The 20193-nt window shown below is 45.4% G+C and carries 18 protein-coding genes; 11 read left to right on the forward strand and 7 right to left on the reverse strand.

The window, feature by feature from the left end; genetic code table 11:
• Positions 1-155: 155 nt before the first annotated feature.
• Complete coding sequence (locus tag NCCP2331_RS02320; RefSeq protein ID WP_251668205.1) at positions 156-2351, reverse strand: DNA topoisomerase III; 2196 nt, start codon at positions 2349-2351, stop codon at positions 156-158.
• 87 nt (positions 2352-2438) lie between these two features.
• Between NCCP2331_RS02320 and NCCP2331_RS18365 the strand changes: the two genes are divergently transcribed.
• The 3 genes from NCCP2331_RS18365 to NCCP2331_RS02330 all read left to right on the forward strand — a co-directional run bounded on the left by NCCP2331_RS18365 (position 2439) and on the right by NCCP2331_RS02330 (position 6242).
• On the forward strand, positions 2439-2561 hold the full coding sequence (locus tag NCCP2331_RS18365) for a hypothetical protein (protein ID WP_285835507.1): 123 nt from the start codon (positions 2439-2441) through the stop codon (positions 2559-2561).
• Between the two features lie 163 nt (positions 2562-2724).
• A complete protein-coding gene (locus NCCP2331_RS02325; RefSeq protein WP_251668207.1) occupies positions 2725-5751 on the forward strand; it encodes a hybrid sensor histidine kinase/response regulator in 3027 nt (1008 codons plus the stop codon).
• Between the two features lie 53 nt (positions 5752-5804).
• Complete coding sequence (locus NCCP2331_RS02330) at positions 5805-6242, forward strand: GatB/YqeY domain-containing protein (RefSeq protein ID WP_251668209.1); 438 nt, start codon at positions 5805-5807, stop codon at positions 6240-6242.
• A 233-nt stretch (positions 6243-6475) separates the two neighbouring features.
• On the opposite strand, the gene NCCP2331_RS02335 is transcribed toward NCCP2331_RS02330, so the two are convergent.
• Positions 6476-7063, reverse strand: a complete 588-nt coding sequence (locus tag NCCP2331_RS02335) for a hypothetical protein (RefSeq protein WP_251668211.1) — start codon at positions 7061-7063, stop codon at positions 6476-6478.
• Positions 7064-7238: 175 nt separating this feature from the next.
• Between NCCP2331_RS02335 and NCCP2331_RS02340 the strand changes: the two genes are divergently transcribed.
• Both NCCP2331_RS02340 and NCCP2331_RS02345 read left to right on the forward strand, forming a co-directional pair.
• The gene (locus NCCP2331_RS02340; protein WP_251668213.1) at positions 7239-7805 is read left to right on the forward strand and encodes an RNA polymerase sigma factor; all 567 of its coding nucleotides are present in this window, start codon (positions 7239-7241) and stop codon (positions 7803-7805) included.
• A complete protein-coding gene (locus NCCP2331_RS02345) occupies positions 7783-9375 on the forward strand; it encodes a DUF4179 domain-containing protein (RefSeq protein WP_251668215.1) in 1593 nt (530 codons plus the stop codon). The genes NCCP2331_RS02340 and NCCP2331_RS02345 overlap by 23 nt, the downstream gene beginning before the upstream one ends.
• Before the next feature lie 232 nt (positions 9376-9607).
• Here NCCP2331_RS02345 and ccsB read toward each other — a convergent pair whose 3' ends face one another.
• Complete coding sequence (ccsB, locus tag NCCP2331_RS02350) at positions 9608-10780, reverse strand: c-type cytochrome biogenesis protein CcsB (RefSeq protein ID WP_251668217.1); 1173 nt, start codon at positions 10778-10780, stop codon at positions 9608-9610.
• Positions 10781-10940: 160 nt separating this feature from the next.
• Here ccsB and NCCP2331_RS02355 point away from each other — a divergent pair, with 160 nt between their 5' ends.
• The 3 genes from NCCP2331_RS02355 to NCCP2331_RS02365 are packed head-to-tail and all read left to right on the forward strand — an operon-like array spanning position 10941 to position 13121.
• Entirely contained in the window at positions 10941-12221 is a 1281-nt protein-coding gene (locus NCCP2331_RS02355) for a sensor histidine kinase (RefSeq protein ID WP_251668219.1), read from the forward strand.
• Positions 12218-12949, forward strand: coding sequence for a LytR/AlgR family response regulator transcription factor (locus NCCP2331_RS02360; RefSeq protein ID WP_251668221.1), 732 nt, complete (start codon positions 12218-12220; stop codon positions 12947-12949). Before NCCP2331_RS02355 ends, NCCP2331_RS02360 begins: the two co-directional genes overlap by 4 nt.
• Position 12950: 1 nt before the next feature.
• Positions 12951-13121 (forward strand): acyl-CoA dehydrogenase family protein, encoded by a 171-nt coding sequence (locus tag NCCP2331_RS02365; protein ID WP_264879213.1) that lies wholly within the window; start codon positions 12951-12953, stop codon positions 13119-13121.
• 105 nt (positions 13122-13226) lie between these two features.
• On the opposite strand, the gene NCCP2331_RS02370 is transcribed toward NCCP2331_RS02365, so the two are convergent.
• From NCCP2331_RS02370 to NCCP2331_RS02385, 4 genes are all read right to left on the reverse strand, one after another.
• Positions 13227-13481: a KGG domain-containing protein gene (locus NCCP2331_RS02370; RefSeq protein ID WP_251668225.1), complete on the reverse strand. Its 255-nt coding sequence runs from the start codon at positions 13479-13481 to the stop codon at positions 13227-13229.
• A gap of 102 nt (positions 13482-13583) precedes the next feature.
• Entirely contained in the window at positions 13584-13766 is a 183-nt protein-coding gene (locus tag NCCP2331_RS02375; protein ID WP_251668226.1) for a KGG domain-containing protein, read from the reverse strand.
• Between the two features lie 168 nt (positions 13767-13934).
• Positions 13935-15452: an osmoprotectant update ABC transporter permease/substrate-binding subunit OpuFB gene (opuFB, locus tag NCCP2331_RS02380; RefSeq protein ID WP_251668227.1), complete on the reverse strand. Its 1518-nt coding sequence runs from the start codon at positions 15450-15452 to the stop codon at positions 13935-13937.
• Entirely contained in the window at positions 15445-16395 is a 951-nt protein-coding gene (locus tag NCCP2331_RS02385; protein WP_251668228.1) for an ABC transporter ATP-binding protein, read from the reverse strand. Before NCCP2331_RS02385 ends, opuFB begins: the two co-directional genes overlap by 8 nt.
• 915 nt (positions 16396-17310) lie before the next feature.
• Between NCCP2331_RS02385 and NCCP2331_RS02390 the strand changes: the two genes are divergently transcribed.
• From NCCP2331_RS02390 to NCCP2331_RS02400, 3 genes are all read left to right on the forward strand, one after another.
• Positions 17311-18342, forward strand: coding sequence for an ABC transporter permease (locus tag NCCP2331_RS02390; RefSeq protein WP_153723158.1), 1032 nt, complete (start codon positions 17311-17313; stop codon positions 18340-18342).
• 1 nt (position 18343) lies between these two features.
• Entirely contained in the window at positions 18344-19021 is a 678-nt protein-coding gene (locus tag NCCP2331_RS02395; RefSeq protein WP_153723159.1) for an ABC transporter ATP-binding protein, read from the forward strand.
• 197 nt (positions 19022-19218) lie between these two features.
• Entirely contained in the window at positions 19219-20193 is a 975-nt protein-coding gene (locus NCCP2331_RS02400) for a c-type cytochrome (RefSeq protein WP_251668229.1), read from the forward strand.

Here is a 20193-nt window from a genome sequence, read left to right on the forward strand (position 1 = left end):
CGCCAAACCGGCCCGGCAGCGAGCCAAAACTCAGGCCCACCAAACCGGCCCGGCAGCGAACCAATACTCAGGCCCGCCGCGCCAAACCGGTCCGGCACCGCACCAAAGTTCACGCTGGCCGCCCCAAATGCACAGTTGCACGAACCAAACGCCGATCAGTCGTCCAGCTTCAAACCTTTCAATGCATCCGCAAATGGATTATTGACCGGTTCCTCGTCATTATTATTCTTCAAATACTTCTGTACATCACGTTTATTTACTTTGCCTTTCGACTCTTTCTCGCGACGCGCTTTAAATGTAGAAAGCTTCTCGCGGTAACCGCATTTACAAGTGAAAATCTGTCCTTCGCCTTCTCCGCGAAGCTCCATTTTCTTCTTACACTGCGGACAGCGGGCATTCGTAACACGCGAGACGTTTTTGCGGTGGCCGCATTCGCGGTCCTGGCAGACAAGCATCTTGCCGTGCTTGCCATTCACTTCGAGCATCGGCTTGCCGCAGTCCGGACAGGTTTTCGTCGAAATATTATCATGCTTGAACTTGGCATCACTCGCTTTAATCTCCGACACAATCTCTTTCGTATAGCCCTTCATTTCATTAATGAAAGCTTCCTTCTTCAATTGGCCTTTGGCGATTTTCTCGAGCTTCAATTCCCACTCAGCAGTCAGAGTAGGTGACTTCAGTTCGTCCGGCACTAATTCCAGCAGCTGCTTCCCTTTATTCGTCACGTGGATATCTTTTCCGCGTTTCTCGATCAGGAAGGAATTAAATAATTTATCGATGATATCCGCACGGGTCGCGACTGTGCCGAGTCCGCCGGTGGATTTCAGCGTGTCCGCCAGCTTTTTGTCCTGCGTGCCGTCCATATATTTCACCGGGTTTTCCATCGCGGATAAAAGAGTTGCTTCATTGAAACGCGCCGGCGGTTTGGTCTGGCCGGATGTTTCTTTAATCAGCTGAACTTTTAATGTATCGCCTTTTGAGAGATTCGGCAGCAGCTGTTCTTTCGTATCCTGCTCTGCTTCCTCTTCATCGAACTGGTTATTATAAACTTCTTTCCAGCCGGGAACGAGAACGGTTTTGCCGCGCGCCGTGAAGCGTTCATCGGCGATTTTCGCTTGGACTGTGAGCTGTTCGTACTCATGGGCAGGAAACAGGACAGCCAGAAAGCGTTTGACGACCAAGTCATAAATCCGGCGTTCTTTATCGGACAGTTTATCGAGCAGAACAATTTCTTCTGTCGGGATGATCGCGTGGTGATCGGATACTTTGGTGTCGTCGACGAATGATTTATTCACTTTGATCGGTTTCTTCAGGATTTTATTGGCAGCTGAACGGTACTCACCGATGCCGGCGGACTTCAGACGTTCCGGCAATGTGGCGACGAGATCGCTAGACAGGAAACGCGAATCAGTACGCGGATACGTCAGCAGTTTGTGCTGCTCGTAAAGCTTTTGCATGATGTTCAGCGTTTCTTTCGCAGAATAGCCGAAAAGCTTGTTGGCGTCACGCTGCAATTCGGTCAGGTCATACAGTCCCGGCGAGAACGTCTTTTTAGCTTTTTTGTCGACATTTTCGATGACCGCCGGCTTACCGTCAATTTTCTTGACGATGGCAGACAGTTTTTCACGGTCGAATGAACGCGTGTCATTCGTTTTTCCATCCTGCCACGTCAGCTTTAATTTCGAATCGGTCTGCGCTTCGATGCCGTAAAATGTTTTCGCACGGAATGTGTTGATCTCTTCCTCGCGCTTCGCAATGATGGCGACAACAGGTGTCTGGACACGGCCGCAGTTCAGCTGGGCGTTGAATTTCGTCGTCAGCGCGCGGGTGGCATTCAGTCCGATATACCAGTCGGCTTCGGAACGGGCGACCGCTGCTTCATACAGATTTTCATAAGCTTTGCCCGGCTTCAGCTGAGCAAATCCATCTTTGATTGCTTTATCTGTAACGGATGAAATCCACAAGCGCTGAATCGGCTTCTTCACTTTCGCCTTCTCGATAATCCATCGTGCAACAAGCTCCCCTTCGCGTCCTGCGTCCGTTCCAATGATGATATTCGACACATCGGAGCGCGTGAGCTGTGATTTCACCGTATTATATTGCTTGCCTGTCTGCTTAATGACCGTCAATTTCAGATCTTCGGGCATCATCGGCAAGTCTTCCAGCTTCCACGCCTTATATTTCGTATCGTACGTCTCGGGATCGGCAAGCGTCACCAAATGTCCAAGCGCCCATGTCACGATATATTTATCTCCTTCTAAATAACCGTTTCCTTTTTTATTACAATTAAGCACACGGGCAATATCCCGCGCCACGGAAGGCTTTTCCGCCAATACAACACTTTTTTTCATATAGTTAAACTCCTTTGGGTATATACATGTCAAAAAACTCCTCGCGTAGATAAGGGAAGGCCTTATGCTATCAGAAGGAGCTGCTTAATGAAAAGTGTAAACCAGCGGAGTAGATTCGTCAATTTAACAGGGCCTGTTTCCATTGAGAAATGGAAGACGACAACACTGTTTTCCTCCGCGGAAATCGCATTGTATTTTACGGAGACGTAGGATAAAGTAAAAGGAATAGGTATCCTTTTCCAAGTAATTTATTGGAGTATATCCAGTGGGAAGGAAGCTGAAAATCGAAAAGGGATTGAGTTCTATGGTTGGAGGCAACAGCAGGAGTGCCATGCCAAAAAAGAAGATTTTTCTACTTGGGAGTTTATTTATATTGACGTTAACCATCTCGAGAATTGGTTGGATCTCCTATTTTCAGTCGCCTGACAACGTGCAAGCGGAAAAAGGTGTCATTGATTTACGGGGTTGGACGTTTACCGATGATCAGACCATTTCACTTGACGGTGAATGGGAGTTTTATCCGGAGGAGTTCATTGAGCCTTCTATGACTGGCAAATTGGAAGTTCCAAGCGGATATATACATGTCCCGCAAGACTGGAAAGAGCAAATCGCCGATGCAGAACAGAAAACGGGTTATGGTTACGGCACATATCGGATTACCATTAAGCTGCCTGACAGTGAGCAGCAGTTATACGGATTGCGATTCAAAGAAATAAAAACGGCGGCTGCGGTCTTTGTAAATGGCAAACAAGTCGGGGAATATAATACGCCAAATGAAGCGGGTACTAAAAATGCTTCCGTGCGCGGTCCGTTTTACGCGTTATTTCACAAGAATAAAAGTGACATCGAATTATTGGTCCATGTCTCCAATTATGAATATCCTTTTGGCGGAGGAATCCTGGAGTCAGTGATGATCGGTTCCGATACGGCTGTCATTAAAGAGGCTAATCAATCTTTTTCTCTGCAACTGACAGTCGGCATCATTTATTTGCTTCATAGTCTCTATGCATTTGCGATTTACTTCTCCGGCAAAAGAAAAGGTCAAAGACAGCTGCTGATCTATGGAATCTTCCTGGTGATCAGCGCGTTTTCCATTTTGCTGGACGATGATGCGGTCATTCAGCTGCCAATAGGAGTACAGGCAGCCAATCACCTGCTGATGTTTTTATTCATGAGTATCCTGCTGGCGATGTTGTATGTCGTCAAGCATTTATTTAACATCAAAAGCCGGTTTCTTACTTATATAACGGGGCTGTATGCGGTGCTCGCCATTGCGCTGACTGTCATTCCATACGCGCATTCATTGTACCTGAGCGTGCCGCTATCCCTGTTTTATATAAGTTCGCTGTATTTTCTATTCAGCCAGACGATAAAAACAATTCGCAAAGGCTACTCTGAGGCGATTTTCATCCTGTTTTGGATAGCATGCTACTCATCAAATGTTATCTGGGGATCCATCATCAAAGCGGGCGGCCTTCACATACCGTATTACCCGTTCGACTTTATCGTTTCTGTAGTGGTTATTGCGTTTCTCTTATTAAAGCAACATGACAGGGTAGTGAAAGTAAACGAGGAGCAAACACTGAAGCTGCAGTCTGCCGATCAGCAAAAAGATGGGTTCCTGGCGAATACTGCCCATGAGTTGCGTAATCCTCTCCACGGAATCATTACAATTGCACAAACTCTTATGAACAATAAAAGTCAGTCCGAAAAGGACAAAAACAGTTTGGAGTTGCTTGTGAGTGTTGGTCAGCGAATGACTCTGTTGCTCAATGATTTACTGGATGTGACGCGCTTGCGGGAGGGTTTTATACGGCTTGATCAAAAAAGTGTCAGGATTCAAGGGATTGTCCCCGGCATATTTGATTTGAACCGTTATGTACTGGATGGTAAACCTGTGCAGCTGCATCTTGAGGTGGAAGATGATTTTCCGCCAGTGTATGCGGATGAAAACCGGCTGATTCAGATATTATCCAACTTGATCCAGAATGCGATTAAGTACACCAATGAAGGCCATATCGTCGTAAGCGCAACGCAAGAGAAAGGTATGGCTGCGATTCATGTTTTAGATACAGGCATCGGTATGAGCGAAGCAATGCAAGAAAAAGTGTTCGAGCCGTATGAACAAGAGCATAGCAGAGCCACTTCGCAAGGAGGGATTGGCTTAGGTCTTGCAGTTTGTAGAGAGCTTGCAGAGCTGCATGGCGGTAAAATCACAGTTGCTTCATCTGTTGGCGAAGGTACCGTCTTTACTGTCACACTGCCATTATCACCTGAGCCGGAACTGGAAGCAACTCATCAGCCAAAAACTGCGCTGCCAGCGGCCAATCCAAATAAATCCTCTATTTTCACAGCCGAATCTTCAAGTCTTCCAATAAACAGTGCTTCCGTTAATGAAAAAGCAGCTATTTTAATCGTTGATGACGATCCTGTAAATGTCCGGGTTATGTCAATGCTGCTGGATTCAGACTATGAGGTCACGACAGCTACCAGCGGTGAAGACGCGCTTGCCTATGTAAAGAGGAAAGAGTTTGACCTGGTTATTTCTGATGTGATGATGCCGCGAATGTCCGGTTATGAATTGACACGATATATCCGCCAACTCTATACAATGTCTGAATTACCGATTTTGCTGCTAACGGCAAGAAGTGAATTGCAAGATATCTATACAGGATTTGATGCAGGTGCAAACGATTATGTCGCAAAGCCTGTAGACTCAATGGAATTGAAAATGCGTGTAGAAGGGTTAATCGAATTAAAACAATCTATTCATCAGCAACTGCGGATGGAGGCGGCTTGGCTCCAGGCGCAAATACAGCCGCATTTTCTATTCAATACGCTCAATACCATCGCTTCATTGGCTGAATTTGACACGAAACGAATGCTTCGTCTGCTTGAAGAATTCGCCAACTATTTACGTAGAAGTTTCAGCAATGTCAATATCGATTCCCTTATTCCGTTAGAGGAAGAACTGGATCTCACACGTTCTTATGTCTATATTGAACAGGAACGCTTCGGTGAACGGCTGCGAATTGAATGGGAAACTGATAATAAACCGGCTATTCAAATACCTCCGCTGTCGATTCAGCCGCTTGTCGAAAATGCCATCAGACATGGTGTTTTGAAAAAGGTGGAAGGAGGCACTGTCACGATACGAATTACCAATCATACAGATTATACAGAAGTCTCGATTATAGATGACGGAGTCGGAATGAATTCGGCAAAAGTCCAGGAACTGACCAGTGGGGAATCGATCCAAGATGGAAACGGAATTGGAATCGTCAACACCGACCGACGTTGTAAGCAGCTGTTTGGCAAAGGTTTATTTATTTTGAGCGAAGAAGGAAAAGGAACAGAGATTTCTTTCCAAATCCCTCTTCAAGAGAAAAAAAGCGACTGAAAGCAGTAATTTTTTGTATACTGATACTAACACTTTAGAAATGAGGGATCAGAATGTCTGAATTAAAAGAACGGCTGATGGCAGATATCAAGACAGCAATGAAAGAAAAAGACCAGATGAAAAAAGGCGTTATCAATTTATTGCGTGCGGGTCTGCAGAACGAGGAGCTGGAACTGAAGCGTGAATTAACAGAAGAAGAGGAAATTAAAATCGTCCAGCGCGAACTCAAGCAGACGAAACAATCTCTTGAAGAAGCGCAAAAAGCGGATCGGGATGATATTGTGGAAGCTGAAAAAGCGAAGATCACGATTGTTGAATCCTATCTGCCAAAACAGATGAATGTCGAAGAAGTGAAGGAATTAATCAGCTCACTCGGCATCTCAAAAGACACGCCGATGGGCCAGGCGATCGGCACGGTGATGAAAGAAGTCGCCGGACGCGCTGAAGGAAAGACTGTTTCGCAGGCTGTAAAAGAATATTTGCAAGGGTAAAGGCTGCCGGGAAATCGTAGGTGATACGATTTCCCGGCGGTTTTTTTATTGTGTGGAGCGAAAGGGGTGCCTAGATGCATCGAAGTGCTGTAGATTCGAACCAAAACAGCCTTGAACCGCGCCAAAACCCTCCTGTGCCGAACCATTAATCATCATTATCGAACCAAACGAGGCTGTAAACGAACCAAACCAGGCCGGAACCGAACCAATCGGACTGTTTACCGCACCTTTCCTCACTTCTTAAACGAAGCCCTCACTAAATACGCTACATCATACTCCTTCAATTTCTCCAAATAGCCTTCCTTCTGTTCGAAGAAATCACCAGAAATGGAACTGACAATTACGCCTTCTGAACTGTTTGTATAGACCATTGCACCGAGCAGCATGTTCTCCGAAAGCGGCAGGCCTTCCTGCGGATTGACGGCTGTCAGCGTAGCCATGTCTTCAATTTCCGGCAGCTGATCTTCACTCATTAAACCGGCCCCGCTGATGCTGGCCGAGAATAATAATTTATCGTCGTACGGTTTGATGGCCATGATTAATGTTCCGTTCGTAGATTCGCCGGGCAATGGCATGGATAGCTCACTGAGCGGCCCCCCGATCTTTTCCCCTTTTTCGTATTTATCCATCCAAAGCGAAATGCCGGAATAGGTTTGATCAGCTGCATAATCAAATATAAATACCTGGTCTGCAGCTGTTTGAATGATTTGTTCTTCGCGGTCTGTCAGTTCAGGGATGGTCAGTTTATTTTTATCGGACGCCGCACAGGCACCGAGCGCCAGCACGCTGATCAGGCAGAACAGCAGGATGATTTTCCTCACTTCGCTGCACCTCCTCTACTTCTATTCTTCAAGTATAACAGTTTTCAAAACCTTCAGTTATTCATTTGTAAAAATATTTTACTGGGAAAGTGAAATGTTTTCCATCCTGCACCCGTTATACTGAATGAAATAAAGAAACGAGACATGCGCATGGTCGTTGGATAGGGAGGTTCTTATGGAAGAGGATGTTCAGTGGGTGCGTGAGGTGCTTGCGGGGAATAAGCAGGCGTACGCCCATATTATCGATAAATACAAAAATCCGCTCTATGCCGTGATTTTGCGGATGACGCGGAACCCGCAGGATGCACAGGACTTTGTGCAGGAGGCATTTTTGAAAGTGTATCATCAGCTGGATAAGTATAAAGAAACCGGATCTTTCTCCAGTTGGCTGTATCGGGTGGCTGTGAATCATTGTATGGATGAATTCAGGAAGAAGCGGCATCAAGCCGTGCCTTCAGAGTTTGCAGAAGAACAGGCAGTCGACCGCAATCATCCCGAAGTGGTGTTTTTGAAGAAAGAAAAACAACGGCAATTGGAACGGCTGCTTGCCACGCTTCCGGAAGATGAGCGATTGATCATCCTGCTGCGTTATGCGAATGAACTAAGTTATGAAGAAATCAGTGAAGTGACAGATACCCCATTGTCTACTGTTCGCAATAAACTTCATCGGGCGAAAAAGAAAATGAGGGAAACAGTAAAACGAGAAGGAGGCTATTTTCATGAACTGTCCAACGATAGATGATTTATCAAAATATGTCGATGACTTATTGACGGAAAAAGAAACAGACCTTGTGCAGGCGCATCTGGAAGACTGCACGCAGTGCCGGGAAGTAGTGGAAGCGTTCCTCGGGGAGCAACGTTTTATGGTGGAAACTCTCCAAACACCTGGGCTGCCTGATGATTTTGCGTCGAAAATAGTGGACCAGCTGGAACCGTATGAGCAGCAAGTTAGAAAACGAAAATCGCCTTGGAAAAAATTGATGTTGTCCGCAGCCGGTGTCGTGCTGGCAGTCGGGCTGAGTGCGGCATTAAGTCCGAGTTTTGCTCAATTGATCGGGGGCTTCTTCAACACCGAACAAGCGGACGACGGACTTCGCTTGGCGATGGAAGCGGGGCTTGCAGAACGAGTGGATCTGGCGGTGGAAGATCAGGGGATTACATTGAAGGTCGAGGATGTGATGGCGGACTCTTCACGCATCACGCTTTCCTATCAAGTATTAAAAAACGGCAAGCCGAAAAATGCCTATATGGAAGAGGATGACACTCCAAACCGTGTCATGGCAATCGACCAGAATGGAAATGAATTGGACCAGCTTGGATACAGTTGGTGGGATGGCGGCGATTATGGAGTATATGAGCTTTCATTGCGCGGATATGAGGATATCGATCAACTGACGATCCGATTTGATGTCACCGAGTTGCGCGGAGAGAAAGGGAATTGGCAGCTTGATGTTCCGGTGGATCTCAGCGAAAAGCGTCAGCTGACCCAAACGCGGCCGCTGAAGGGTGCTTCATTTGACACGGATGGCGTGGCAATCGAACTGCAGAAAATGCAGATGGCACCTTCATCTACTGAGCTCTTTTATGAGACTTCATTCACGGAAGAAGAACGCGCAAGAATGGAGAAGGCGGGAGAGGAGTTCAAGCAGCGGTTCGGTGCGGAGCCGGTGGAATCATTGATGCGTACGTTTGATCCTGAAATCGCGTATCATTTAGAGGATGAAAGCGGTGCGGATCTGTATTCTTGGAATCGCTGGGATACGGAAGAAGGATATGTGAGCGACGCGGGGATGCTGCAGGGAACGGGTGAAAACCTGGAGACAATAGGGAATCTCAAGTGGGTGAACTCGTTCGTGCCGCAGAAGGAACAGCCGGACATGACGTTCGTGCTGGACGGCGTGTACAAGACAGAGCCGGCGGATTTCTCCATCACATTCAATCCAAAGGAGCTCAGGAAAAAGGCGTTCTCCTTCGAATTTGAAGGCAATCAGATGAAGGTGATTCATGCGAAGAATGAGACGGATTACTTTTTAAGGAAATCAGTCGTGCCGGTAGGAAGAGCGAAGACTTTCGTAGTCGAGATGGAAGGCAAGAGAGAGAAGGACGCGGGTGAGCTGGGCATCTGGCTACTCGAGGACGGCGAAGGAAATGTCTACTCATCAGGCCCAAGCGGCTCCATTTCAAATGAAGACATCGGTTTTACACTGAATTTTCCTGTATTAAAAAAGGTACCGGAAGAGCTGACACTGCATCTGTTCTCGGTGAAACACTATGTACCGGTGAAAGACACGTGGAAAGCGCCGTTGTATTAAAAATAGCATCCGTCTTGTCATCAGCAGATGATAGGACGGATGTTTTTTCGGTTTTTTCGTCAAATTCATTCGACTGTGATCATAAACTTTGGCCGGGCGCTCATAGAGAACCCGCTGCCGCTCCTAAACCTCGCCAGCGCTCATACACAGCCTCCAGCCGCTCATTGCCATGCCGCGTCCGCTCATAGACACGTCTCGCCCGCTCATTGGGCAGCCCGGCCATCACCAAATACTACGCATAAGAATGCAAACCCGCAATGACCAAATTAACAAATACTTGATTAAACACGATTAGACCAAAACCTATAATTGACAGCCAGGCCGTTCTTTTTCCTTCCCAGCCCTGCGTGGTCCGCAAATGCAAAAAGGCTGCGTAAAACAACCACGTAATGAGCGCCCATACTTCCTTCGGGTCCCATCCCCAGAAACGACCCCATGCAAGATGCGCCCAGATCATCGCAAATAATAGACCGCCGAGCGAGAATAACGGAAATCCAACAATCACAGCTCGATACGAGATTTCATCCATCAATACGGGGCTCACTTTATTCGTAAATGGCTTTACTAATTGAATGATCTTTTTCCTGGTGAGCAGTCGAATGAACAGATAGAGTACGCTGCCTGCCAAAAACGTCCAAAGGAGAGTATTAGTCTGTGCCGCGTCTATTGAATTCGGCAGTTCCAACCATCCAATTGGCTGCCCGCCGTTAACAGTTACGGCTCCTTCGTTTACGATAAGCGCAGGCATGGAATAGACAGCTTGTTCCAAACTTTGTTCTTTATTTTCAAATTGGATGATTGTTTCATCTGCCCCCAATGAAAACGCAATGGAACAAAAGACGAATCCTATTACCGAGATGAGACAAAACATAACGAACTCCAAGCACCTTGTCTGACCAGACGTAACTTCCGGATCCAGTATACGCAGCAAATAAATAACACCCGTTGCAAACGCAACCGATAGTATGGCGCTGGAGAGGGCTACAGTAATTACATGGATAGACAGCCAATTACTTTGCAGGGCGGGGATCAGGGGAGTAGCATCACTCATGAATACTCCTCCAAATCCCAATATAATTAATGAGACAGGGATTGAGAATAGCACCAGCACGATTTGTTTATATAGCTGATATAGTAGTAATGTACTTGCGATCAGCATAATACCGAAAAACGTCATAAATTCATACATATTGCTTACCGGCGCGTGCTCAATGGCAATCCATCTTAGGACGAAATAAGTGAGCTGCAATACAAAAGCGGCATAGATCAATCCAACGCCGAGCTTTCTTGTCCAATTGTTTGTAGATGTAACCGACAAACCAATCGGCACTATTGCGGCCAACAGGAGAATAAATGCTGTAAATAAAGACTGATTACTGATTTCTATTAAACGCTCCATATTCATGTAAGCCTCCAGACTTGAAAATAATCCGTAAGCGGGATCATGGCTTATTATAATGATGGCAGGATGATTTGTGGTGTTTTTATCGTAAACGTCAGAAATTTCATCATATCTGTACAATTACCAGACAAAAGAACAGCAAACTATAGAAAGAGGTGTCGAGGTGACTGATCTGTTTTTCCTCTTTGCTCTATTTAATTTTTTGATTATCTACGGATCGATGTTTTATATTATGGATTTGCGTATAACAATCAAGCGAGTAATAGCTTCTATGCTGATTAATACATTCGTTGCTGTATTGGCTGTCAGTTATCCGCACTCGCTGTGGATTCCGATGATCTTCAGCATCGTGGCAAGCGGCGTGTTATTTTTTGTGATGACGAGAAAGCAGCTGGCCTTTTTTCATTTACTATTTATCTATCTCTGCTGTGTGCTCGCAGAATACATAGCATTGATTGTAGTGGATATATTTCATCTGTCGATCACAGTTCACAGCAGCATCATTTTGCTGCAAATTGCTGTCATTATGATTGGTTACAAAAAAATTTTGGCCCGCTATGATGATAAAGTCAGGCTGCCGGGGAGTTCTCAGCTGGTATTACTGCTTGTCGCTGTCAGCACAGGCCTAGTCTTTTATGTGCTGATATTTTTACCGGGTGGAAAAGGGGAAATTCCGATTTCCACAGGCAACTTGGTCATTCTGTTGTTTTACTTTATGACGATGCTTGTCCTGATAAGAATCCTTCTGCAAACCATGATGAAAGAGCAGGATGTTCAGGAAAAGTTTATAGAACAGCAGCAATTCACTCAGTACATGCAGTCCTTGGAACAAGTGAATCGCAATATGCAGGCTTTTCGTCATGATCATACGAATATTCTCCTTTCAATGCGCGGCTATATGGAAAATGGAGATATGACGGGTCTTAAAACTTATTTTGATGAAGAAGTTACAAAAGTAGAGCATCATACACTGTACCAAAACCAATTGTTCAGCCAATTAGACCGGCTTCAGCTGATAGAAATAAAGGGTCTAATTTCTACTAAACTGCTGCGTGCGGATGAATTATCCATACCTGTTTCGGTTGAAGTGCCAGAGTTGATTGAGGATTGCTCTGTCAGCCGTCTGCATTTGTCTCGGGTCATAGGAAATTTATTAGACAATGCGATAGAAGCTTCTGTCGTTGTGGATAATCCACAAATTAACTTGGCATTTCTCGCTATGAAGGGCGAATTAGTGATTGTAATTGAAAACAGAATCTCGGATAGCGAACTACCGGTTCAGCCATTATTTGGCGAACGGTATTCGACCAAAGGAGAGAACAGGGGCTGGGGTTTGCCGGCGGTGAGGGGAATCTTGTCGGGATATCCGAATATCACTTGGAATACCCGCATTGATAATCAATGGTTCATCCATGAAATCATGATAAAGGAGGAGTTTGATTGAGAGTCATAATTTGCGAGGATCATCCGATTCAAAGAGAATTTATCCATAAAGAAATTGTGAATTACGCTGGCTTTCACCAGCCTGGTGTGGAAGTGGTTTTATGTGCAAGCAGACCTGATGAAGTACTGAGCTATTTAGAATACCAAAAAGCAGATTGTTATTTCTTGGATATCGAATTAGACCACCAAATGGATGGAATGACATTGGCTGCAGAAATCCGTAAAAAAGATCCGCTGGCGTCCATCATTTTTATCACTACGCATGCAGATCGCCTCAAACTCACATTTACTTATAAGCTGGCAGCGCTTGACTATATCGTGAAAGATACACCGGATCGGACAGCCTCCGATGTAAAGCGTGCACTGCAGGCTGCTTTTGAAAGATATGTTCAGATTGGGCAAGACACGCAGCCGGACATTCTTCAAATTACGATAGGGGAACGCATTAGAAATATTAGCCTTCAAGATATTTATTTCATCGAAACTTCCAGTATCCCTCATAAACTGAGTTTGTATGAAAAACATGGAAATTATGAATTCTACGGCAGAATGAAAGAGTATGAAGAGATGGCTCCCTCTTTTTACCGCTGCCATACGAGCTGCTTAATTAACTTGCTGCATGTCATAGAGGCGGATAGAAGGAACCGCACGGTCACCATGTCAAACGGTGCGGTATGTCCTGTTTCATTCCGAGCATTCAAGGAATTGAAAAGCAGATTATCAGAATGAAATAAAAGTAACGAATAAAGCCCTGCAAGTTTCAGGAAGCCACGGTTATATGACAGGCCAGGTCGAGAGATATGTGCGTGACGGACGCTCAGGTGCCATTATGGGTCCTACAAACGAAATATTACGCGAGTGGATCGGCCGTACATTGATCGAGGTTCCTTGGATGGATTAATATAAAACAGCAAAAACAGGCCAAAGCGGTGATCACACTGCTTTGGCCTGTTTGTCTAGGTGAAGTGAAGACAAAAGGGGGAATTCTTGTCTATCATTTCACATATTATTTATTATTGTTTGAGTTGTTGTTTGAATTATTCTGCTTGGCGCGAGCCTCTCCGCCTTTTTGGCCGATTTCCTCGTAGAACTCTTTATCGTGGTTCTTCGCAGTGGCTTCTCCGCCCTTGCGCCCGATCTCTTCATAGAATTCATGGCCATGATTTTTAGCAGTCGCTTCTCCGCCTTTTTGACCTGCTTCTTCCAAAGACATTTTGTTGGTGTTATTTGAATTATTATTATTATTGTTACGTTGTGCCATAATGTAAATCTCTCCTTTTATAATAGTAATTTTTCAAAGGTCTATGCGATTGGGAGTAAAGTACAAAAACGGGTCTTGTCACTTGTTCACCTGCTGCATAGTTCAGTTATTTTTGTTGTTATTTGAATCGTTCTGTCGTGCACGGGCTTCTCCGCCCTTTTTGCCGATTTCTTCATAGAACTCGTGGCCATGGTTTCTGGCTGTCGCCTCTCCGCCTTTTTTGCCTGCTTCTTCAAGGGACATTTTGTTACGGTTATTGTCTTGATTGTTGTTGCGTTGTGCCATAATGAAAATCTCTCCTTTTCGAAATGTTTTGGTACGTTACATTCTCTAATATAGCCCGTCAGCTATAAAATAAACTTCTTTTACTCTTGAAATCTTCGAAGAAAAGCTTGCTCACTAATTACAGAGAATTGGCAGTAAAGGGTTGTTGGTCATATAAAAAAATAAAAATTAATTTAACAAATCATGCTTTTGCAGGAATTCTTTCGCCACTTCATCCGCTTTTTTATCCTCTGTATTCACCTGAAAGTTCATTTCACGCATTTCATCATCCGTCACCAGTCCGACAAGTACATTCAGAACTTCCTCAAGTTCGGGATATTTTTTCAGCGTTTCTTTTCTTGCCAGAGGGGCTCCTTGATAAGGCGGAAATAAATTTTCATCATCTTCAAGTACGGTCAATTCATATTCACGCAGTTCACTGTCTGTGGAATACGCATCCATTACATTAATTTCGCCTGCTTCAATTGCCTGGTAGCGCAGCTTCGGCTCCATCGTCTGTACGGAAGGGAAGGTAATGCCGTACAGTTTTTGTATGCCGAGATAACCGTCTTCCCGGTCATTGAATTCTAACGTGAAGCCCGCATTGACGGCCTGTTCCACTGCAGCGAGGTCTGATATCGTTTGCAGATTGTACTTTTGCTGGAACTCTTTTGAAACAGCCAGCGTGTAAGTATTGTTGTAATCCATTGGCGGCAGCAGTGCTAAGTCGAACTTTTCTTCCAAGCCCGCTCTTGCCTGTTCATACACTTGCTCCCGGTCATTGCTGACGGCTTCCTCTTTCAGAAACTCAGAAATTGCGGTCCCCGTGAATTCGGGATATAAATCGATGCTTCCTGATTGAAGTGCATTAAATACGAACGAGGTCTTGCCGAGCCCCGGCTTTAATTCAACTGTCAGATCGGTCTGATCTTCAATCAGCAGTTTATACATATTAATCAGGATCTCGGGTTCAGCACCGAGTTTGCCCCCGATAACGATCGAGTCTTTGGCATTTCCGCTGAACAAAGGAGCTGCAATCATCAAGACAGCCACCATAACAAATACAGTAAATGAAGTCATTGCTTTTTTGAATGAAAGGCCTTCAAATATCTTTAACAGGAAATCGAAGAACAGTGCAAGCAGAGCAGCCGGAATAGCGCCGAGTACAATCAATGAAGGGTTATTGCGGTCAATCCCGAGCAATATCAAATCACCGAGACCGCCTGCCCCGATTAATGCAGCGAGCGTAGCTGTTCCTACTATTAACACCATCGAGGTCCGGATTCCTGCCATCATCACCGGCATCGCCAGCGGCAGCTCCACTTTCACCAGCCGTTTCCACGTATTCATGCCCATCGCGGTCGCTGCTTCTTTCAAGGAAGGATCAACTTCCTTAATACCGGTATATGTGTTGCGTAATATTGGCAGCAGCGCGTAGGCAACCAGCGCAATAATGGCTGGAATCTTTCCGATGCCGAATAAAGGGATCAGCAAGCCCAGCAGTGCCAGGGAAGGAATGGTCTGCAGCACCGCACTGGCACCGATGACCGATTCCGCGATTTTGCGGTGATTGGTCAAGTAGATGCCGATCGGAATGGCAATGAGCACAGCGAACAGCAGCGCAATCAATGAAATTTGAATATGCTCAAGCAGCGCGCTCAGCAGCTGTCCGCGGCGGTCCTGAAATACCTCCAGAAAATTATTCATTCGGCACGGCTCCTTCCATTGACTGCTCTGCTAAAAATTGCATAATGCTGTCTCTCGTTATGAAACCGGCAATCCGGCCGTCTTTCTCAATCGCCACACGTTCCTTATTTTTCAGCTCCTGTACTAAAGCTCCCCAGCCGCTGTCGATGGAAAGCGCAAAAGATGAAATGAAGCCGTCCGGCAACGGCTCTAAATAGTCTTCAATAGAGAATGTTCTCGCTATAGCTGCTGCCGTGAACTCCCGCACAAAAGGCGTCGCGGGATGTGTCAGGATTTCTTGGGGCGGCGCTACCTGTTCAATTTTCCCCGCGTTCATAATGCAGACACGATCACCCATTTTAAAAGCTTCCTGCAAATCATGCGTCACAAATACAATGGTCTTTTGAATATTGCGCTGAAGTTCCAGCATATCATCCTGGAGTTTCACCCGACTGATCGGATCGAGCGCACTGAAAGGCTCGTCCATCAATAAAATATCCGGATCAGCAGCGAGTGCACGTACGACGCCGACCCGCTGCTGCTGTCCGCCTGACAGCTCGCTCGGCTTGCGGCGGCGGTAAATAGATGGATCTAGTCCGACCATTTCGAGCAGTTCTGTTACCCGCTCCTGAATCCGCTGTTTTTTCCAGCCGATCAATTCAGGCACCACCGCGATATTCTCTTCAATCGTCATATGCGGGAAAAGTGCAATCTGCTGCAGCACATAGCCGATCTGCCAGCGCAGCTCATGTATCGGATAATCACTGATTCTTTTTTCATCGAGCCGGATTGTTCCCTTTGTTAACGGAATTAAGCGGTTAATCATCTTCAGTGTAGTGGTCTTCCCGCACCCGCTTGGGCCGACCAGCACTAAAAACTCTCCGCGCTCGATCTGTAAATTTATTGAATCCACCACCAAACGTTCACCATCATAACTTTTCGAAACCTCGTCAAATCGAATCAAGTCACTCACTCCTAACTGTTTTAATTTTCACATATTAATAAGGTAATGGGAAATAATAGAGTCCGTTTATAACGACTGCACCAAAATCTGTTCTTGACAACTTGTCATGTAAGTATTGCGAAAATCATGCTGCAGTTTAAACCCGCTTCGACGCTGGGGATTGCCTTACGCTATGAGCCTACTGGCGAAAAACGTGCCAGCAGTCTCACAGCCACGGCCTACCCCGCAGTTGCGCCTTCGCTGATGTGGGGAAAGTATAACATGTTGCTTTTTTGCAGAGTGTGGATTTAGTTGGTGGAGTTCCCGTTTCTGGACTTTGCAAATGCATTCAACACAAGAATCTAAGCTTTTGCAGAATGCTAAGTATTGCATGAAAAGCCACACCTTACGTAATAAACTCAAATAGCATGCTCATGACTGCCATTCATATAATAATTCCTGAATAACCAGCCAGTGTACCGGAGTGAAAGCCGTCACGAAGAACGGCTTTTGCGAGTAAAAGCGCAGCGTTAGGAGCACTGGTTTTAGGCGACTCTGGGAGGATCAGCCCGACAGGTGAGACAACTTGCGGGAGCGAAAGCCTTTACGAAGAAAGGCTTTTGCGAATAAAAGCGTAGCGTTATGAGCACAGTTTGCCTTAATTTCTGCAAAGGACGCAGAAATACGGCAAAGCGAACCCTTCGCTGTTCGCTTGGCTCACCGCGGGTCCGCAAGACACGCTGCCCGCCTGGAACGTAGGGAAACGGTATCCACCCATTTACGATCCTATTATGCGAAACCCCTTCTCAAACTGCTCATTAAATTGATTATCAAGCACATGTTTTGGTGAAGAGCTCATTTATAATGCCCAGTTCATTTTGCGTTCATCTTCATTGGGTAAGATACAGGTATACACAAAACACGGAGGCGGTATCCATGAAAATAGCATGGAAAGAAATGAAGAAAAGTAAAGCGAAATTCCTGATCCTCGGATCCATCATATTCCTCGTCAGTTTCCTGACGTTCATCATCTCAGGACTGGCTAACGGGCTGTCGCAGGATAATGCGGCACTCATCAAGGATTTGCCGGAAGGACAATTTTACTTAGACAAAGATGCAGACCAAACTTATAACTTATCGAAAATAGATGAAGAGGTACAAAAGAAAACGTTGGCAGATAACCCGGGAGCAACAGCATTCTCGGTGCAGATGGGCTTCGTCAACGACAGCGAAGACAAGCAGCACAGCGTAGCTTTCGTTGCATCTACGGATTCCAAATTGTTCGAAAATGTTAAAGAAGGCGAAATCGTTCTGGACAATTCATTGAAGGATAAAGGAATCAAAGTCGGCGATGTGCTGACCAACAATCAATTCAGCGGCGAATTCACCGTCAAAGGATTTGTTGACCAGCAGAAATACAGTCACGCACCGGTCGCATTCATTCACATGAAAAACTATCAGGAAATCTATCGTGTGATGGAAATGCAGACAATCTTCATTCCTGGAAAAGAGACGCCGGCAATCAGCGGGCTTGAGGCTTTTTCGAATAAAGAGTTCTTAAATGCCATCCCTAGTTACAGTGCGGAACAGATGTCACTTAACATGATCGTGTGGTTCCTTGTGATTATCAGTGGTATGCTGTTTGCGATTTTCTTCTATATGATGAACGTTCAGAAAATCGGTTTGTACGGTATCTTGAAAGCAATCGGTATGAAAACACTATCATTGTTCAAGATGATCTGGTATCAAATGATCGTCATTACAATTGTGGCTTTGGCGCTTTCCATCCTGCTTAGCCAAGGATTCAGCTTTATCGCACCTGAAGGCATGCCGTTCCACTTAACAATGGATACTGTTCTCATGTTGTCAGCCGTATTTTTAGCCGTCGGTTTCATAGGTGCTACGATTTCCGGTTTCCAAATCAAAAAAATCGAACCGCTTCAGGCGATTCAACAAGGAGAGATGTAACATGTCTGCCTTTACTATAGATGAAGTGAAAAAAACCTTTACGAACGGTGAAATTGAAGAAGAGATTTTAAAAGGTGTCAACTTATCGCTGAAAGAAGGAGAAATTACGGCACTTGTAGGCCCGTCTGGCTCGGGCAAGTCAACCATCCTGACGATTGCTGCAGGTTTGCAAAGAGCATCTGGCGGAGAGATCATGTTTGAAGGAAAAGATATGACAAAGATGAGCCAAGAAGAAATCCGTCATATACGCGCTACAGATTTCGGCTTTGTCTTCCAGTCCTCTCATCTTGTGCCCTTCTTGACAGTAGAAGAGCAGCTGCAGTTGATGCTGGATGTCTCTGAAACAAAAATTAATAAAAAAGAGCAGGCAAAAGCGATTGCTGAAATTTTACAGCTGGTCGATATGGAACATCGAAAAGATGCCTATCCGTCTTCTTTATCCGGAGGGGAGCGTCAGCGTGTGGCAATTGCGCGTGCCATCATTCACCGTCCGAAAATTTTGTTCGCAGATGAACCGACGGCAAGTCTCGATACAAAGCGTTCGAAAGGCGTCATGGAACTGCTGCAGGAACTAACAAGAACACTGAACTTAACGACTTTGATGGTTACACATGATGAGGAAATGCTGCCGTACGCAGACCGCATTATTACGATGCGGGACGGTTATATAGTGGAATAAACAGATGGCGGCGTTCTGTCGCCGTCTGTTTTGTAATTTGTCACAAAAAATTTCCAGTACAGGAAACACCTACATAGCAGGCTTTTGACATAATTCATACTGACTTTAAGTCAGAAATGACATAGACCGACTCTACGAGATATGGTAAGTTTGTAGTGCAAGAGATGAAAAAAATGTAGAAAAAAGGAGGAGTACACATGAAACGAACAACATCGTTAGTCTTGGGTTTTATTGTCATCGTCTGTTTGGTTGTCATCGCATTGATGGGTAATCAAATCCGTGTCAACAAGGATCAAGCGTCAGAAACTCCTGAAAATGAAGAAACAACACAAGAAGTAGCTGGAATTCAACACAACCCGCCATCAATGGATGATGTACCGGATGGACCTGAAGGGGAAGCAATCAAACGAGGATTTGACTTGTTTGATGATACATCAAATGTACTGCGCTCAGAAGCAGCGTCAGTGGAAGACGGAATTGCACGTGTAAATGAATTGTCCTGTACAAGCTGTCACGCAGGAGCAGGAACAGATGAAGGAGTTTCTTCAATGGTCGGTATGTCCGCGGTCTATCCAATGTATATTGGACGCTCTGGACAGATGGTAACATTGGAAGAACGCATTAACGGCTGTATGGTAAGAAGTATGGATGGTCAGAAATTTGCAGCAGACGATGAAGATCTGGATGCAATGGTGGCCTATTTAACGTATATTTCTGAAGGTATACCGGTGGGAGCTGAATTGGATTGGCGTCACCAGAACAGTATCGATGAGTTGCCGACTCCAGACGTAGAGAATGGTGAAGAGCTATATCAGGCTTCTTGTATAGCTTGTCACGGAGATAACGGCGAGGGAACCGGTTCGAACACAGGTCCGAAATTATGGGGTGATGGTTCATTCAACGACGGTGCAGGAATAGCGCGTATGACGAAAATGGCCGGTTATGTACAGAAAAATATGCCGGTGGGTCAGAAAAACACACTTTCAGATCAGGAAGCAAGTGACCTGGCAGCTTTCATACTGTCAAAAGACCGTCCTGAATGGAAAAATCATGATAAGGACTGGCCGAACGGCGGACGTCCGAATGATACCATGACGAAAGAGCGCCGCGATCAAATTAAAGACGGCACAATTAATTGGGATGAAGTACTTGCTCCCGCTGAAAAGAAATAA

This window comes from Sporosarcina sp. NCCP-2331 (assembly GCF_023707945.1).
Classification (GTDB): Bacteria; Bacillota; Bacilli; order Bacillales_A; family Planococcaceae; genus Sporosarcina; species Sporosarcina cascadiensis.

Excerpts from the sequence above, each read along its gene's own strand:
- NCCP2331_RS02370 (WP_251668225.1), bottom strand. The coding sequence starts at position 13,481 with ATGGCACAACGTAACAATAATAATAATAATTCAAATAACACCAACAAA.
- NCCP2331_RS02400 (WP_251668229.1), top strand. The coding sequence starts at position 19,219 with ATGAAACGAACAACATCGTTAGTCTTGGGTTTTATTGTCATCGTCTGT.
- NCCP2331_RS02340 (WP_251668213.1), top strand. The coding sequence starts at position 7,239 with ATGGAAGAGGATGTTCAGTGGGTGCGTGAGGTGCTTGCGGGGAATAAG.
- NCCP2331_RS02330 (WP_251668209.1), top strand. The coding sequence starts at position 5,805 with ATGTCTGAATTAAAAGAACGGCTGATGGCAGATATCAAGACAGCAATG.
- NCCP2331_RS02320 (WP_251668205.1), bottom strand. The coding sequence starts at position 2,351 with ATGAAAAAAAGTGTTGTATTGGCGGAAAAGCCTTCCGTGGCGCGGGAT.
- NCCP2331_RS18365 (WP_285835507.1), top strand. The coding sequence starts at position 2,439 with ATGAAAAGTGTAAACCAGCGGAGTAGATTCGTCAATTTAACAGGGCCT.
- NCCP2331_RS02390 (WP_153723158.1), top strand. The coding sequence starts at position 17,311 with ATGAAAATAGCATGGAAAGAAATGAAGAAAAGTAAAGCGAAATTCCTG.
- NCCP2331_RS02375 (WP_251668226.1), bottom strand. The coding sequence starts at position 13,766 with ATGGCACAACGCAACAACAATCAAGACAATAACCGTAACAAAATGTCC.
- opuFB (WP_251668227.1), bottom strand. The coding sequence starts at position 15,452 with ATGAATAATTTTCTGGAGGTATTTCAGGACCGCCGCGGACAGCTGCTG.
- NCCP2331_RS02345 (WP_251668215.1), top strand. The coding sequence starts at position 7,783 with ATGAACTGTCCAACGATAGATGATTTATCAAAATATGTCGATGACTTA.
- ccsB (WP_251668217.1), bottom strand. The coding sequence starts at position 10,780 with ATGAATATGGAGCGTTTAATAGAAATCAGTAATCAGTCTTTATTTACA.
- NCCP2331_RS02395 (WP_153723159.1), top strand. The coding sequence starts at position 18,344 with ATGTCTGCCTTTACTATAGATGAAGTGAAAAAAACCTTTACGAACGGT.